Raw genomic sequence first — 14,580 nt, forward strand, 5'->3', positions numbered from 1 at the left:
CCGCCCCGCCGGCTTCATGCTACGCGGCGCCATGGACAAGCCCGACGAAGCCCCCGCCCGCAAGATCGGTTCGCTGCTGCTGATCTGGCGGTTCGCCACGGTCTACAAGGGGCATCTGGCCGCGGCGATCCTCGCCCTCGCGGTGGCTGCCGCCGCGACGCTGGCGATTCCGAGCGGGTTCAAGCTGGTCATCGATCGCGGCTTCACCAGCGGCAATGGCGATATCGGGCGCTATTTCCGCTATCTGCTGGTGATCGTCGCGGTGCTGGCCGCTGCCACCGCACTGCGCTTCTACTTCGTGTCGTGGCTGGGCGAACGCGTCGTGGCCGATGTCCGCACCGCGACGCAGCGCAACCTGCTGGCGCTCGCCCCGCGCTATTTCGAGGAAAATCGTCCTTCGGAGATCGCCTCGCGGCTGACGGCGGACACGTCGATCATCGAACAGGTCGTCGGCACCACCGTCTCGATCGCGCTGCGCAACGTCGTGGTCGGGGTCGGCGGCATCATCTACCTGCTGACACTCGCGCCCAAGCTGACCGCGATGCTGCTGTTCGGCATTCCGTTTGCCATCCTGCCGATCGTGTTCATGGGCAGGCGGGTCCGCATCCTGTCGCGCGCCACGCAGGACCGGATCGCCACCGTCGGCACGATCGTGTCGGAAACGCTGGGCGCGATGAAGATCGTCCAGGCCTTCGGCCAGGAACGGCGCGAGGGCGACCGGTTCGCCGCCGCTGTGGAGGATGCGTTCGAGGTGTCGCGCCGCCGCATCCGGCTGCGCGCGATCATGACGGCCATCGTCATCCTCGTCATCTTCGGGTCGATCGTCACGATCATGTGGCAGGGCGCCCTCGATGTCGCGGCCGGCCGCATCTCCAGCGGCACGATCGCCGCCTTCGTCTTCACCGGCGGCCTCGTCGCCGGCGCGTTCGGCGCACTGACCGAGGTCTATGGCGATCTGCTGCGCGGCGCGGGTGCCGCGGGCCGCATCGCCGAACTGCTGTCCGAAGTGCCCGAGATCCGCGCGCCGGCGAACCCCGTGCCGCTTCCCGTCCCCAGCGAGGGCCGGCTGTCGTTCGAAGCCGTGTCGTTCCGCTACCCGACCCGGCCCGAGGTCAAGGCGCTCGACGACTTCACCCTGTCGATCCGCCCGGGCGAGATGGTGGCGCTCGTCGGCCCGTCCGGCGCGGGCAAGTCCACCATTTTCCAACTGGCGCAGCGTTTCTACGATCCCGCGGCGGGCACCGTGTCGATCGACGGCGTGCCGCTCCCCGCCACCGACCCCGCCATGATCCGCGACCGCATCGCGATGGTCCCGCAGGAAACCGTCATCTTCGCCGCGTCAGCGCGCGACAATCTGCGCTACGGCCACTGGGATGCCGACGACGCCGCGCTCTGGTCGGCCGCCGAAACCGCCAACGCCGCCGAATTCCTGCGCGCGCTGCCGGACGGGCTCGACACCTATCTGGGCGAAGGCGGCGCGCGGCTGTCCGGCGGCCAGCGCCAGCGGCTCGCCATCGCCCGCGCCGTCCTGCGCGACGCGCCGCTGCTGCTGCTCGACGAGGCGACCTCCGCACTCGACGCCGAATCGGAACGCCATGTCCAACAGGCGCTCGAACGACTCATGACCAACCGCACCACGCTCGTCATCGCGCACCGCCTCGCCACCATCCGCATGGCCGACCGCATCGTCGTGATGGACGGCGGCCGCATCGTGGAACAGGGCACCCATGCCGAACTGCTCGGCGGTGGTGGCCTCTACGCCCGTCTGGCCCGCCTGCAATTCGACGACGCCGCCTGACCCTCAGGCCGGCGTCGCGACCACCTCCACGATCTCGAACGCATAGCTGCGCCACCCGCGCACCTTCGCCGCATCGGCCGCGGCCGTGCGCTTGCCGCGCGCCTCCGCCAGCGACTTGGCATGCCCCCAGAATATGTCGGTCCGGTCGTCCTCCAGCACGGCCACGATCCGCCAGTAATGCGTAAACGCCATGGCGGTCGGCCCGATCGTCTTGACCGTCCCGTCCGGCAGGGTCGCCGTCAGATATCGCTTCCGCTTCGCCATCGTCCGCCCCGCATGCCCCATGGGCGCGATCGACCGCAAGCACCGCGCATCTCCCCGGCTGATCCCACGGGAAAGGCCGCGCGGCGTCCGTTCAGGCGTCTGGCCACAAGCGCTGCAACGCCACCCCTTCCGCATCGAAATTGCGGTCGTCCAGCCATGTTTCGAACCGCAGGCGCTGTGCCGGCCACTCCGGTGCCAGGATCGAGAACCACGCCGTATCGCGGCGACGGCCCTTGACGATGCCGTCGCCACGCCACGTCCCTTCAGGGCTGAAACCGAACCGGCGCGCGGCGCGCCCGGACGCGGCGTTCAGCGCGTCGCAGCGCCAGACGACCCGATGATAGCCGATCGCGAAGGCATGCCGCATCATCAGGGAGACGGCCTCCGTCGCGGCACGGGTGCGTTGCAACCGGGGTGAAAACCAGATGCTCCCGATCTCGATCGCCGCATCGTCCGGCGCAATGTCGCAGAAGGACGCCCAACCCTCGGGCTTGCCACTCGATGCCGGGACGACGGCAAAGAAGGGCTGCTGTTCCAACCCACTGATGCGCTCGACGTGAGCGGTGAGCGCCTCTTCCGTCCGGAACCGGCCGTATTTCAGATACGCCCAGGATGCATCCGCCCCCTGCGCCGCCTCCCACAGCCCGGCGACATGGTGGACGCAAAGCGGCTCGAGCGTCACCGACTTGCCGACATGCCGTTCGAACCCCGGCAGGGGACACATCGCGTCGGGAACGATCGGGCCGGGCGGAACAGGGATCATCCGCACCTCATGACCGCACGGCATCGGCGCATCAACCCGCTGGCGGGATCGTTCCGGCGTCGCGAGGTTCGCCAGACACACACCGCAATGCCCCGTTGCCTCCCCGGTCCGGCCGCGTCATTGTTGCGGTGATCGGGGGGATGTTGGCATGCGCAAGACTATCCGGCGGGCCTTTTGGCTGGCGATGTTGCTCGGATCGACGGCGACCGCCGCCCGGCCGTTGCCCGCCCCGGCCGACGCCCCCACCGCCGGCAGTGCGCAGGGCGACGTGTCGATCACCATCTACAACAACGACGTCGCGCTGGTGCAGGACGTCCGCCCGCTCACATTGGCTAACGGCCGGGTGCGGCAGGATTTTCCCGACGTCAGCGCCGCGATCCGGCCCGAGACGGTTTCGCTGACCGTGCCCGATGCCGCGATCGTCGAACAGAATTTCGACTATGACCTGCTCAGCCCGTCCAGCCTGATGGAGAAAGCGGTCGGCGAGACGATCACCCTGGTGCGGACCAACCCCGCCACCGGTGCTGAGACCCGCGACCGGGCGAAGGTCCTGGCGGTCAACGGCGGCGTGGTGATCGAGGTGAACGGCCATGTCGAGGTGCTGCGTGACGACGGGCTGCCGGTCCGCGCAATCTTCGACAGGGTGCCGGACGCGCTGCGGGCCCGCCCGACCTTGTCGGTCATGCTCGCCAGCACGCGGGCGGGATCACGGCCGGCGACGCTGTCCTATCTCAGCCGCGGGCTGGGCTGGAGCGCGGACTATGTCGCGCTGTTCGACGACAAGAGCGGGACCGTCGACGTGCAGGGCTGGGTGACGCTGAAGAACAGCAGCGGCACGACGTTCGGCAACGCCCGGACATTGCTGGTCGCGGGCGAGGTCGGCAGCACCGACGACGACGGCAATGGCGATTATATCCGGCGGCCGCCACGCCGCATGACGACGACGCAGCCCGGCACCGAAAGCGCCACGCGCGAACAACTTGGCGACTTCTACCTCTACCCCCTCGCCGCACGTACCACGATCGCCGACAAGCAGACCAAGCAGGTCAGCTTCCTCGATGCCAAGGGTGTCGCGGCCAGCGCCGGCTACCGGTTCGAAAATGCCTGGCTCGGCAGTTCGGACGAACCGCGCAGTGCGCAGTCGGTGCTGCGGTTCAGCAATTCCGGCGCGGCCGGCCTGGGCGACGCGCTGCCGGCCGGGGTGGTCCGGGTCTATGTCCGCGATGCGCGCGGCCAGCCGCAGTTCACCGGCGAAAACCGTATCGAACATACCCCGCAGGGGTCGACCATCGCGCTCCCCACGGGCGACGCGTTCGATGTGAAGGTGCAACCCACGACAGTCTCGCGCACGCGGCTGGGCGACGGCCGCTGGCGCACGGCGGTGCGGTACATGCTGACCAACGCCCGCGCGCGGGCGGTGACCGTGGAACTGTTGCAGGGCGGGCTCGACTGGGCCGACGTGCGCGTCGTCGCGGACAGCGCCAAGGGTCAGCGCCGCGATGCCGGCACGCTGGCATGGCAGGTCCCGGTGCTGGCCAACGGCAGCGCGACGGTGACCGCGACCTTCGACACCCGCTATTGATGGCGCGCCCGCTGCTCCTTGCGGGCGCGCTGCTGGCGGCCACGCTGCCGGGGTTCCGGGTGCCGGCGCAGGTGCGGGCCGCGACGGTCACCTCATCCGCGCCCGACCATGTCGCGCTGACCCTGTACCGCGCGCCGGACGGCCGGGGTGCGATGGACCTGCGCTATCTGGACGGCTTCGCGCTGGTGACCGAAACACGCCGGGTCCGGCTGCCCCGCGGCCCCGCGGTGCTGCGGTTCGAGGGCGTGGCGGCCGGGATCGTGCCGGTCAGCGCCATCGTCGGCGGCCTGCCGGGCGGCACGATCGAAAAGAACCGCGACGCCCGCCTGCTGTCACCCGCATCGCTGGTCGACGGCACGCTGGGACGGGACGTGACGCTGACCCGCACCGACAAGGCGACCGGACGACAGGTCGGCACGCCCGCGACGATCGTCGCCGGCCCCACACCGGGCATCATCCTGCGGACGGCGGCGGGGATCGAGGCGTTGCGCTGCTCGGGCCTGGCCGAACGGCTGGCCTATGGCGCGGTGCCGGCGGGCCTGTCGGAAAAGCCGGTGCTGAGCGTGGCGACGAACAGTCCGGCGGCGCGCACGGTGACGGTGCGGCTTTCCTATCTCGCCTCCGGGTTCGACTGGCGGGCAAGCTATGTCGCGACGCTGGCCGCCGACGGGCGCGCGATCGATCTCTTCGCCTGGCTGACGCTCGCCAACGGCAACCCGGAGACGTTTCGCAACGCCGCGGTGCAGGCCATCGCGGGCCGGCTCAACCGCGAGGCGGCGCCCATGATCCCAGCTGCGGCGGGCGCGCTGCGGCTGGTCTGCTACCCGCTCGGCACCACCACGTCGAACCTGCGCGAGGAGAGCTTCGAGCCGGCCGACGAGATCGTGGTGACGGCGGCGCGCTCCATGGGGTTCGCCGCGCCAGCGCCAGCACCGGCACCGGAACCAGCCCCGCCACCGCCCGAGGATCTCGGCGACCTCAAGCTCTACCGCGTGCCCGCGCCGACCACCGTCACCGGACGGGGGCAGAAACAGGTGGCACTGCTCGTCCAGCCTGCGGTGCGGGCCGAGCGCCGCTACCGGCGGCCCGTCTCTCCCGGCCAGACGCTCGACGGCGCGCCGACCGCGATCGTGCTGATGCTCAGCAACGACAGGCCAAGCGGCCTGGGCGTGCCGCTGCCGGCCGGCAGCACCGCGCTCTACGCCGATCGGCCGGGCGGACGGCTCCTCCTGGGTTTGGGCACGATCACCGACCGCACCATTGGCGAGACGGTCCGCCTCGCCGCCGGCATCAGCAGCCAGGTCACGCTCACCCAGGCGACCGTGGCACCCCGCGGGCCGGTGCCCCAACCCCCGATGGCCATGGGGTCGCGGGAGGCGGTACTGACCGCGCGCAACGCCAACCCGTTCGCGGTGACGCTCGACGTGCCGATCGGCGCTGCGGGACAGACGATCGATCCCGTCGGCCGGACGCTCGCGCGCATCGACGGAATCGTCACCTGGTCCCCCGCCCTGCCGCCCGGCGGCCAGGCGGAGCTCCGCTACCGCTACTGATCGCCGATATTGTCGTCCGACGTGGGCGGGACGACCGGGGACGGATCGAGGATTCTTCCGCCGGGCAGCGTCCATGGACGCCGCCCGTTCACATCGAGAAGTCGACCTTCTCGAACGACGTCGCCGCCGAGTCGGAAAGCGAGATGGAAAAGTCCTTCGACGCCATCACCCATTTCTGGCTCGCGGTATCGAACGTCGACAGGGTCCGGATATCGATCGGCACCGTGACCGTCTGTTCGGCACCCGCCTTCAGATCCACCTTTTGGAAGCCGCCGAGCCGGCGCGGCGCCTCCCACCCCTTGCCCGCGACATAGAGCTGCGCGGTCGCCTTGCCGTCGCGCAACCCGCTATTGCGGACCGTGAAGGTCGCGGTGACGGCGCCGCCGTTCTTGGCGACCCGCAGCCCGCGCATCGTGAACGTCGTGTAGGACAGGCCGTAACCGAACGGAAACAGCGGCTTGGCGCCGGTCTTCTCGAACCATTTATAGCCGACCGCCGCCCCTTCGATGTCGTAATTCCCCATCGGATGCGCGTCGGCGTCCAGTTTGACGTCCCCTTCGATCACCGGCCGCGGCAGTTGCGCGACCGACGCGGGAAAAGTGACCGGCAGGCGGCCGGACGGATTGACCTCGCCGGTCAGGACGCGCGCGATCGCCTCCCCGCCCGACGTGCCCGGATACCAGGCCTCCAGCACGGCTCCCACCTTCGACAGCCAGGGCATCAGGACGGGCCCGCCCGTCTCCAGCACGACCACCGTGTTGCGGTTGGCCTGCGCCACCGCATCGATCAGCGCGTCCTGCCGGTCCGGCAGGCTGAGGTCGGGGGCATCGATCGATTCGGCGGTCCACTGCTCGCCGAACAGGATGACGACGTCCGCCGTGCGCGCGGCGGCCACCGCGGCCTTCACGTCCTTGCCGTCCAGATACCGCACGGTCGCCGACGTGCGCGCCTGCAACGCCTTCAGCGGAGCGGAGGGATGATAGAGTTTCGGTCCGGGAAAGGCGTTCGGATATTCGTCGGGAACCGTGATGCCGTTGACCGGCCCGCCGTGCGGATAGACCTGGCTCGATCCGCCGCCAGACAGCACGCCCTGGTCGGCATGGCTGCCGATCATCAGGATCGTCCGCGCCGTCGCCGCCAGCGGCAGCAGGCCCGGCCGGTTCTTCAACAGCACCATGCCCTGCTCCGCGGCCGTCCGCGTCACCAGCGCATGGGCCGCATAGTCGATGGTGGTCGACCGATCCCCCTGCACCCGCGTATCGAACGCGCCGACCGCGAACATCGGATGCAGAATACGGCGCGCCATGTCGGTCGCCCGCGCCGTGCTGACATAGCCGTTGTTCACCGCCTCGCGCAGGGCGTCCGCGAAATAGGGCGACCGGTCGAACGCCCAGCCCGATTCCTGGTCGAGCCCGGCATTGGCGGCCTGGGTCGTCGAATGGCCCGCCCCCCAGTCGGTCATCACATAGCCCTTGAACCCGAACGACTGCTTCAGCACGCGGTTGAGCAGCCAGTCATTCTCGCATGCGTAGAAACCGTTGACACGGTTATAGGCGCACATGACCGAACCGGGCCGGCCCACCTCGTGCGCGATCTCGAACGCCAGCAGGTCGGACTGGCGCGCGGCCTGTTCGCCGATGCGGTGATCCATCGTGAAACGGTTCGTTTCCTGCCCGTTGAACGCGAAATGCTTCATCGTCGATATGACGTGCTGCGATTGGATACCGCGGATCGCATGCCCCGTGATGATGCCGGCAAGCAGCGGATCCTCGCCGCCATATTCGAAATTGCGGCCGTTCCGCGGTTCGCGCATCAGGTTCATGCCGCCGGCCAGCAGCACGTTGAAACCGGACAGGAACGCCTCGTTCCCGATCATCGCACCGCCGGCCTGGGCAAGCGCGGGATCCCAGGACGCAGCGGTCGCGATGCCGGACGGGAGCGACGTGCGCAGCCGCGGCGTCGCGGTGCGCTGGCTCGCCACGCCGACGCCCGCATCGGTCAGCCACTGGCCGGGAATGCCGAGCCGCTCGTTCCCCGGCACGAATCCGGCCGAATCGGGCAGCCCGCCCTTCGGAAACACCCAGTTCTTGGTGTCCGTCCGCTGCCAGTCCGCCTTGGTCGGGAAATAGCCGAAGGTCAGCTTCAGCTTCTCCGCCAGCGACATCTCCTTCAGGATCAGCTCGGTCCGCGCGTCCGCCGTCAGCGATCGATCAAGCCATGGCCGGTTGGCCGGGCCGGTCCGCTTTTCGGCCGCCGCCTTCGGCGCATTGTTGGTCGTCTGGGCGATGGCCCCCGTGCCGGACGGAATAGACGGGAGCGCGACGGCGCAGGCGAGCAGCAGACGATACTTCATCACGAAACCCCGGACATTATGGAAATATGACCAACCCATCGACGCCGCCGGCCACGACTTCCATCGCGCGACGTGCTTGCGTTCCTATTGCACCACGGCACCATAAGCCGGCAATTCGATCGCGCCGTCATATTTTGTCGATCTCAGGACGCAGCCGACCGCAGTCCCGAACCACGGGGCACGACCGGCATCCGGGCGGCGTGCGGCGTCACCCGCCGGCTGGCCGCCCAGCCCTGGAACGGCGGACCGCACGGGCGGTCTGCGCTACCGATCCGTTCAAGCTGCATCATCCATGGTCGCCTGGCGAAGCCAGCGCGCGCGACTGGCGGTCGGAACCGGCGTTGCCGCTATGGTATGCGGCACTGCCCAGCCGCGTGCGCCGTGGTCCGCCGCTCCGGCGTAGCGCCTGCCGAGACAGGTCGAGCCGCCGCCGGACTTGCGCCACCATCGGCAAACGACGACGCTTACCCGCCCAGCGCCTTCTGCCGCCGCCGCTGCACGCTCGACCCCAGCCCGATCGCCTCGCGATATTTCGCGACCGTCCGCCGCGCGATGTCGAAGCCCTTGGCCTTCAGCAGGTCCACCAGCGCATCGTCGGACAGCACCGCCTTGCCCTCGCCCGCGATCAGCCGGCCGATCGCGTCCTTCACCGCCTCCGCCGACGCCGCCTCGCCACCGTCCGCCGACTGGATGCCGCTGGTGAAGAAATATTTCAGTTCGAACAGCCCGCGTTCGCAGCTCAGATATTTGTTCGACGTCACCCGGCTGACCGTCGATTCGTGCATCCCGATCGCATCCGCCACCGTCTTCAGCGTCAGCGGACGCAGCTGCGTCACGCCGTGGCGGAAGAACGCCTCCTGCTGCGTCACCAGTTCGGTCGCGACCTTCACGATGGTCCGCGCGCGCTGGTCGAGCGCCTTCACCAGCCAGTTGGCGCTCGCCACGCAGTCCGCCAGCCAGGCCTTCGACGCCTTGTCCTGCGCGCCCCCCGACAGCTCGACATAGTAACTGCGGTTCAGCAGCACGCGCGGCAACGTCGCGCCGTTCAGCTCGATCGCCCAGCCAGCACCCCGCCGCGCGACGAAGATGTCGGGCGACACCGCCTCGATCCGCCCGCCGCCGAACCGCAGCCCCGGCTTCGGATCGTAGCTTCGCAGTTCGCGGATCATGTCGACCAGATCCTCGTCGTCGACGGCGCACAGCCGCCGCAACTGCGGCATGGCCCCGCGCGCGACCAGGTCCAGATTGGCGATCAGCGCCGCCATGCACGGGTCGTACCGGTCCGCCTCGCGCGCCTGCAACGCCAGGCATTCCGCCAGCCCGCGCGCGCCCACCCCGGTCGGGTCCAGCCCCTGCACGACCGTCAGCACGCGCTCCACCGCCGCCGCCGGCAACCCCAACCGCTCGGCCACCTCGGCGACCGACCCGGACAGATATCCCGCCTCGTCGATCAGGTCGATCAGGTGCCCCGCCACAAGCAGGTCCGTCCCCGCCAGCGTCATGCCCGCCTGGGCCAGCAGATGATCCTGCAACGAGGCATCGGCGACCAGCGTCGTTTCGAAACCCGCGCCGTCCGCCGCCAGCCCGCCACTGCCGCCGCCCGGGCCGTCCATCCCCAGCCCGCCGTCCAGTCCGCGTCCGCCGTCGGTCGGCCCGTCATGGATGAAGGTTTCGGCATCGTAATCGACGTCCAGCGGCTGATCGACCGCGCCGTCGCCCGCCGCGATCAGCTGGTCCGCGGTCGCCGGCTCCGCACTCCCGCTGTCGTCCGCGTCCGCCCCCGGCGCCGCCGCCGGCTCGGGCGCGTCGCCCTCGTCGCGTCCGGCCTCCAGCAGCGGGTTCTTCTCCAGCTCCTCGGCGATGAAGCCTTCGATCTCCAGGTTCGACAGCGCGAGCAGCTTGATCGCCTGCTGCAACTGCGGCGTCATCACCAGCGACTGCGACTGGCGCAGGTCCAGGCGCGGCGCCAGGCTCATGCCCGGCGTTGCCCGCGAAACACCGGTGTCGAGACGGCCCCCGCCATCCCGTTAGAGCGCGAAGCTTTCGCCCAGATACAGGCGGCGCACATTCTCGTCCGCCACCAGCGCCTGCGGGCTTCCCTGGAACAGCACCTTGCCGTCGTAGATGATGCAGGCGCGATCGACGATATCGAGCGTCTCGCGGACATTATGGTCGGTGATCAGCACGCCGATGTCGCGCCGCTTCAGGTCCTTCACCAGATCGCGGATGTCGGCGATCGAAATCGGGTCGATGCCGGCGAACGGTTCGTCCAGCAGCATGATCGACGGGTCCGCCGCCAGCGCGCGCGCGATCTCGCACCGCCGCCGCTCGCCGCCCGACAGCGCCATCGCCGGCGAATCGCGGAGGCGCCCGATGTGGAATTCCTCCAGCAGGGTCTCCAGCTTGGCGGCGCGCGCCACCTTGTCCGGCTCAGCCAGTTCCAGCACCGCCATGATGTTCTGCGCGACCGTCAGTCCGCGGAAGATCGACGTCTCCTGCGGCAGATAGCCCAGCCCAAGGATCGCGCGGCGGTACATCGGCAACCCGGTGATATCCTCCCCGTCCAGCAGGATCCGCCCCGCGTCCGGCTTCACCAGCCCCATGACCGAATAGAAACAGGTCGTCTTGCCCGCCCCGTTCGGCCCGAGGAGCCCGACCACCTCGCCGCGCGCCACGTCCAGCGACACGTCGGACAACACCTGCCGCCGATCATAGGATTTGGCGATCGACACGATCGACAGCCCCCGATCGACCGCCCGGCCGTCGCGGCTGGCATCCGCCAGGATCAGGGTGTCGGTGTCGCTCATGGCATGATGCCTAGCGGAGCGACGCGGCGGCGACAATCCATGTGCATTGACGGCGCCGGGTCAGTCGGGACCTGAACCGCCGAACCTGCCGGAGACGATCTCCTCATGAAGACGCGGGGCATGTCTCCGCCCCATATGAACCTGCCTCGACGGAAGTCGCCCCGGCTCTCGACGCTCCACGCGCATATCTTGACGACCCGGTACAGTGTGGACGATCCTCGCTCCGGCGGGGGAAAAGCAGATGGCCTATAGAAATGCAGTTCTGCTGGCAGCGGCCTTGCTGGCCGCATGTGGGCGAGCACCCCAGAACATGCGGGCGGATACACAGCAGGTGTTCGATGTCGCGCAGCCTGCGCCGGGTGCGCCCGACAGTCCGACCGTTATGTCGGGACCACGCATCGCCTACAGCTATACCGTGACCTACGCATTTGATCGGCCTACCGTGGCAGAGGTACAGGGGCAGCAGCTCGCGCTCTGTCGCCGGCTGGGTTCCATCCGTTGTTTGATCGTCAAGTCGACCCTCAACGCACCGGGTCCGGACGATCACATCGTCACCGACGAGGCAGTGCTACTAGTCGACGCCCGGCTGGCCGGCGAGGTCAACCGGCGGCTCGACGCGCTCGCGGTCGCTGGGGGTGCGACGACGGCCAACCGCCAGGTCGAGGCGGCGGACGTTACGCGACAGGTCATCGACACCGACGCGCGGGTGCGCGCCAAGCAAGCGCTTGCGACGCGGCTGCTTGCCATCGTCCGATCCGGCAAGGGCAATGTGGGTGAGCTCGTGCAGGCCGAGCGTGCCTATGCCACCACTCAGGAAGAGCTTGATGCCGCCCGCGGCGAACAAGCCCATCTCGCGCAGCGGGTGGCGATGTCGCGCGTCACAATCAGCTATGCCTTCGACGACTCGCCGGGTCGGCACTCCCCGGTTCGTGCCAGTTTCGCCACGGCCGGCGACACGCTGGCGGCGAGCCTCGCCGCGCTGATCACCGCTACGGTCGCTGGCTTGCCCTGGATCATGGCCGGCACGGTCGTGCTCGCGCTCGTCCGCCGGGTACGACGGAAGAGGGGATGGCGCTGGCCCCGGCGCGCGCAGACCTCTCCGCCACGAACCCAGTGAACGAGTCCGTGATGCAGATCCGGCAATTCTGCATCGGCTGAAGCCGCGGCAATCGGCAGCGCCTACTTCCGGTCAGGCACCGTGAACCGCCCGCTTACGCGGCCACCCTGCGCGCCGCCGTCGACATTGGCGCGGCCGGAGGTCAGGTCGTACACCAGCCGCTGGCTGCGCACCTGGTTGCCGCCCGCGCGGGTCAGCACGACGCCGCCCAGCATCGTGATGATCCGCTTGTTCAGGTCGTAGATCGCGAACTGGCTGCGCGCCGTCTCGGTCGGGGCGGTCACGGTCACGCCGCCGCTCGCGTCCAGCCGCTGGATCTGCGGATTGCCGTTGACCGTCAGATAGGTGATCGTCGCGCGGTCCGACGTCAGTTTCAGATTGCCCTGCACCACGCGGACATTGCCGTTCAGCACCGCGCGCCCGTCACGGCTGGCCAGGGTCCCCGAATCGGATGCGACGTCGATCGGCCCGCTGGTGTCCAGCCCGGCCAGCCCCGACGAAGTCTGCGCCCCGGCACCAGTCCCGACTGACGTACCGAGCGCGAGAAGGACGGCGGCGAGGGCGATTTTCATGGCGGTCACTTGGTCCCGCGCCGCGGGATTTGCAACCGCACGCCGTTCGTCAGGTTGACGACGCGCGTGTTCAGGTCACCGGTCAGGTGCCCGCCCTGGAACGTGCCCAGGTCCGCCTTGCCGTCCACCGGGCCGCCCGATGCGATCTTGCGGGTCTTCAGGTCCACGGTCACGTCGCGCGTCTGCATGCGGTATCCGTTCGCACCGCTGAACAGCACCTGCCCGTCGATCGCGACCTTCTCGCTGTCCATGTCGTACCGCCCCTTGCGCGCCACGATCGTCGCGGGTCCGTCGTCCAGGGCGATGCGCGCCGACAGGTCGTCCATCCGCACCACCGGGTCGCGCGACGTCTGCTGCACCGCGGATGCCGCGCGCAATTGGAACGGCTGGCCCTTGGCGTCCTGACCGCGATAGTTCGCTTCCGTCACGCGCATCCGTTCGCGCGCCACCTCGACCCGGTCCTTGGCCAGCACGAAACTCACGTCGCGTCCGCCCAGCAACGGCGCGGTCGCCAGCAGCACGAACAGCACGCCGATCGCCATCGGCAACGCGACGCGCAGGAACCCGATCAGCCGGTCGTGGCTGCCGCCGCGCGCGGCCCATTGCTGACGCCGGCTGCGGGCGCGGACCCCTGCCTCAGACATGCGCGAAGATATCGACCTCCGCCCAGCCGGCAATGTCCAGCGCCGCCCGCGTCGGCAGGAAGTCGAAGCACGCCTGGGCCAAGCCCATCCGCCCTTCGCGTTCCAGCCGCACGTCCAGCTTAGCCTTCATCGCATGCAGGAACCGCACGTCTGATGCGGCATAGTCCTTCTGCGCGTCGCTCAGTTCCGGCGCGCCCCAGTCGGACGACTGCTGCTGCTTGCTGATGTCCTGCCCCAGCAGTTCGCGCACCAGCTCCTTCAATCCGTGCCGGTCGGTGTAGGTGCGGATCAGCTTTGATGCGATCTTGGTGCAATACACCGGTGCCGCCGTCACCTCGAGATAATAGCGGATCGCGGCCACGTCGAACCGCGCGAAGTGATACAGCTTCAGCCGGTCCGGATCGGCCAGTACCGCGCGAAGATTGGGCGCGGCATAATCGCTGTCGGGCGCGAACCGGACCAGATGTTCGTCGCCGCCGCCGTCCGAAATCTGCAACAGGCAAAGCCGGTCGCGCGGGGTCAGCAACCCCATCGTCTCGGTATCGACCGCTACGGGGCCGGGGGCGAGGACGCCGGCCGGCAGGTCCTCCTCGTGGAAATAAACTGTCATGCCGCGGGCATAGGCGGTGGCGGACGCGGGCTCAATCGCAAAGCGCCGGCCCCGTTGCGATCCCCGCGCGACGGCATCCCGCATGGCAACCGGGCCACAGGCGAAAGTCGATCCGCCGCAAGGCGGGACCAGTCCGGCGAAACGACTCGCCGTCGGCACCGAATTACTTTATGGCGTTTCTTTGGCACGGCCTTGGCTGGTGCTGGACAGTGCGTACGCCTCGCCCGGCGTGCATGCTATTCACTGCAGGGGCGACCGGGAAAGATTTACTAGGCATGAGTTTCGATCGAGGACGGCGCGGGCAGCGCGGCGACAAAGGCAAGGGTAACTTCGGCGGCGACGATAGCAGCAGCTACGGCGGCGGCAGTTCCTACGGCGGCGGCGGCGGTTACGGCGGCGGCGGCGGTGGTGGCGGCTACGGTGGCGGTGGCGGCGGTGATCGCTTCGGCGGCGGCGGCAACTCCTACGGTGGCGGCGGCGATCGTTTCGGCGGCGGCAATAGCGGCGGCGGCGGTGG

The 14,580-nt window shown here is 69.2% G+C and carries 13 protein-coding genes and 1 pseudogene; 5 read left to right on the plus strand and 9 right to left on the minus strand.

The genetic code is table 11. The annotated features are described in order from the left end of the window. Positions 1-31: 31 nt before the first annotated feature. Positions 32-1,798 (plus strand): ABC transporter transmembrane domain-containing protein, encoded by a 1,767-nt coding sequence (locus BKY59_RS10420; RefSeq protein ID WP_076071256.1) that lies wholly within the window; start codon positions 32-34, stop codon positions 1,796-1,798. 3 nt (positions 1,799-1,801) lie between these two features. Here the strand turns inward: BKY59_RS10420 and BKY59_RS10425 are convergent, their stop codons facing one another. Both BKY59_RS10425 and BKY59_RS10430 read right to left on the minus strand, forming a co-directional pair. Next, positions 1,802-2,062: a hypothetical protein gene (locus BKY59_RS10425; RefSeq protein ID WP_076071298.1), complete on the minus strand. Its 261-nt coding sequence runs from the start codon at positions 2,060-2,062 to the stop codon at positions 1,802-1,804. 91 nt (positions 2,063-2,153) lie between these two features. Beyond that, positions 2,154-2,825, minus strand: coding sequence for a GNAT family N-acetyltransferase (locus BKY59_RS10430; RefSeq protein ID WP_076071300.1), 672 nt, complete (start codon positions 2,823-2,825; stop codon positions 2,154-2,156). Between the two features lie 148 nt (positions 2,826-2,973). Between BKY59_RS10430 and BKY59_RS10435 the strand changes: the two genes are divergently transcribed. After that, positions 2,974-4,407 carry a DUF4139 domain-containing protein gene (locus BKY59_RS10435; RefSeq protein WP_076071258.1) on the plus strand — a complete coding sequence of 478 codons (1,434 nt, stop codon included), beginning with the start codon at positions 2,974-2,976 and terminating at the stop codon, positions 4,405-4,407. After that, positions 4,407-5,960: a DUF4139 domain-containing protein gene (locus tag BKY59_RS10440; protein ID WP_076071259.1), complete on the plus strand. Its 1,554-nt coding sequence runs from the start codon at positions 4,407-4,409 to the stop codon at positions 5,958-5,960. Before BKY59_RS10435 ends, BKY59_RS10440 begins: the two co-directional genes overlap by 1 nt. Positions 5,961-6,048: 88 nt before the next feature. On the opposite strand, the gene BKY59_RS10445 is transcribed toward BKY59_RS10440, so the two are convergent. The 4 genes from BKY59_RS10445 to lptB all read right to left on the minus strand — a co-directional run bounded on the left by BKY59_RS10445 (position 6,049) and on the right by lptB (position 11,120). Further along, entirely contained in the window at positions 6,049-8,313 is a 2,265-nt protein-coding gene (locus tag BKY59_RS10445; RefSeq protein ID WP_076071301.1) for a beta-glucosidase, read from the minus strand. Between the two features lie 143 nt (positions 8,314-8,456). Continuing rightward, positions 8,457-8,603, minus strand: coding sequence for a hypothetical protein (locus tag BKY59_RS17725; RefSeq protein ID WP_165374833.1), 147 nt, complete (start codon positions 8,601-8,603; stop codon positions 8,457-8,459). Positions 8,604-8,777: 174 nt separating this feature from the next. Beyond that, positions 8,778-10,289 carry an RNA polymerase factor sigma-54 gene (gene rpoN, locus BKY59_RS10450; RefSeq protein WP_076071261.1) on the minus strand — a complete coding sequence of 504 codons (1,512 nt, stop codon included), beginning with the start codon at positions 10,287-10,289 and terminating at the stop codon, positions 8,778-8,780. A gap of 51 nt (positions 10,290-10,340) precedes the next feature. Next, positions 10,341-11,120 (minus strand): LPS export ABC transporter ATP-binding protein, encoded by a 780-nt coding sequence (gene lptB, locus BKY59_RS10455; RefSeq protein WP_076071263.1) that lies wholly within the window; start codon positions 11,118-11,120, stop codon positions 10,341-10,343. 205 nt (positions 11,121-11,325) lie between these two features. Here lptB and BKY59_RS10460 point away from each other — a divergent pair, with 205 nt between their 5' ends. Continuing rightward, on the plus strand, positions 11,326-12,237 hold the full coding sequence (locus tag BKY59_RS10460) for a DUF4349 domain-containing protein (RefSeq protein WP_129586344.1): 912 nt from the start codon (positions 11,326-11,328) through the stop codon (positions 12,235-12,237). A gap of 62 nt (positions 12,238-12,299) precedes the next feature. On the opposite strand, the gene BKY59_RS10465 is transcribed toward BKY59_RS10460, so the two are convergent. Genes BKY59_RS10465 through BKY59_RS10475 form a run of 3 tightly spaced genes read right to left on the minus strand, consistent with a single transcriptional unit; the run spans position 12,300 to position 14,063 of the window. Then, positions 12,300-12,809: an LptA/OstA family protein gene (locus tag BKY59_RS10465; RefSeq protein WP_083672048.1), complete on the minus strand. Its 510-nt coding sequence runs from the start codon at positions 12,807-12,809 to the stop codon at positions 12,300-12,302. A gap of 5 nt (positions 12,810-12,814) precedes the next feature. Continuing rightward, positions 12,815-13,453: an LPS export ABC transporter periplasmic protein LptC gene (gene lptC, locus BKY59_RS10470; protein ID WP_076071266.1), complete on the minus strand. Its 639-nt coding sequence runs from the start codon at positions 13,451-13,453 to the stop codon at positions 12,815-12,817. After that, complete coding sequence (locus BKY59_RS10475) at positions 13,446-14,063, minus strand: ribonuclease D (RefSeq protein ID WP_076071304.1); 618 nt, start codon at positions 14,061-14,063, stop codon at positions 13,446-13,448. Before BKY59_RS10475 ends, lptC begins: the two co-directional genes overlap by 8 nt. A 275-nt stretch (positions 14,064-14,338) precedes the next feature. Here BKY59_RS10475 and BKY59_RS17110 point away from each other — a divergent pair. After that, positions 14,339-14,580: pseudogene (locus BKY59_RS17110) on the plus strand (cold-shock protein); the annotation flags it as partial.

It is taken from the genome of Sphingomonas montana (assembly GCF_001956315.1).
GTDB lineage: Bacteria > Pseudomonadota > Alphaproteobacteria > Sphingomonadales > Sphingomonadaceae > Sphingomonas_R > Sphingomonas_R montana.

Excerpts from the sequence above, each read along its gene's own strand:
- BKY59_RS10445 (WP_076071301.1), bottom strand. The coding sequence starts at position 8,313 with ATGAAGTATCGTCTGCTGCTCGCCTGCGCCGTCGCGCTCCCGTCTATT.
- lptB (WP_076071263.1), bottom strand. The coding sequence starts at position 11,120 with ATGAGCGACACCGACACCCTGATCCTGGCGGATGCCAGCCGCGACGGC.
- BKY59_RS10465 (WP_083672048.1), bottom strand. The coding sequence starts at position 12,809 with ATGAAAATCGCCCTCGCCGCCGTCCTTCTCGCGCTCGGTACGTCAGTC.
- BKY59_RS17725 (WP_165374833.1), bottom strand. The coding sequence starts at position 8,603 with ATGATGCAGCTTGAACGGATCGGTAGCGCAGACCGCCCGTGCGGTCCG.
- BKY59_RS10475 (WP_076071304.1), bottom strand. The coding sequence starts at position 14,063 with ATGACAGTTTATTTCCACGAGGAGGACCTGCCGGCCGGCGTCCTCGCC.
- rpoN (WP_076071261.1), bottom strand. The coding sequence starts at position 10,289 with ATGAGCCTGGCGCCGCGCCTGGACCTGCGCCAGTCGCAGTCGCTGGTG.
- lptC (WP_076071266.1), bottom strand. The coding sequence starts at position 13,453 with ATGTCTGAGGCAGGGGTCCGCGCCCGCAGCCGGCGTCAGCAATGGGCC.
- BKY59_RS10425 (WP_076071298.1), bottom strand. The coding sequence starts at position 2,062 with ATGGCGAAGCGGAAGCGATATCTGACGGCGACCCTGCCGGACGGGACG.
- BKY59_RS10420 (WP_076071256.1), top strand. The coding sequence starts at position 32 with ATGGACAAGCCCGACGAAGCCCCCGCCCGCAAGATCGGTTCGCTGCTG.
- BKY59_RS10435 (WP_076071258.1), top strand. The coding sequence starts at position 2,974 with ATGCGCAAGACTATCCGGCGGGCCTTTTGGCTGGCGATGTTGCTCGGA.
- BKY59_RS10430 (WP_076071300.1), bottom strand. The coding sequence starts at position 2,825 with ATGATCCCTGTTCCGCCCGGCCCGATCGTTCCCGACGCGATGTGTCCC.
- BKY59_RS10440 (WP_076071259.1), top strand. The coding sequence starts at position 4,407 with ATGGCGCGCCCGCTGCTCCTTGCGGGCGCGCTGCTGGCGGCCACGCTG.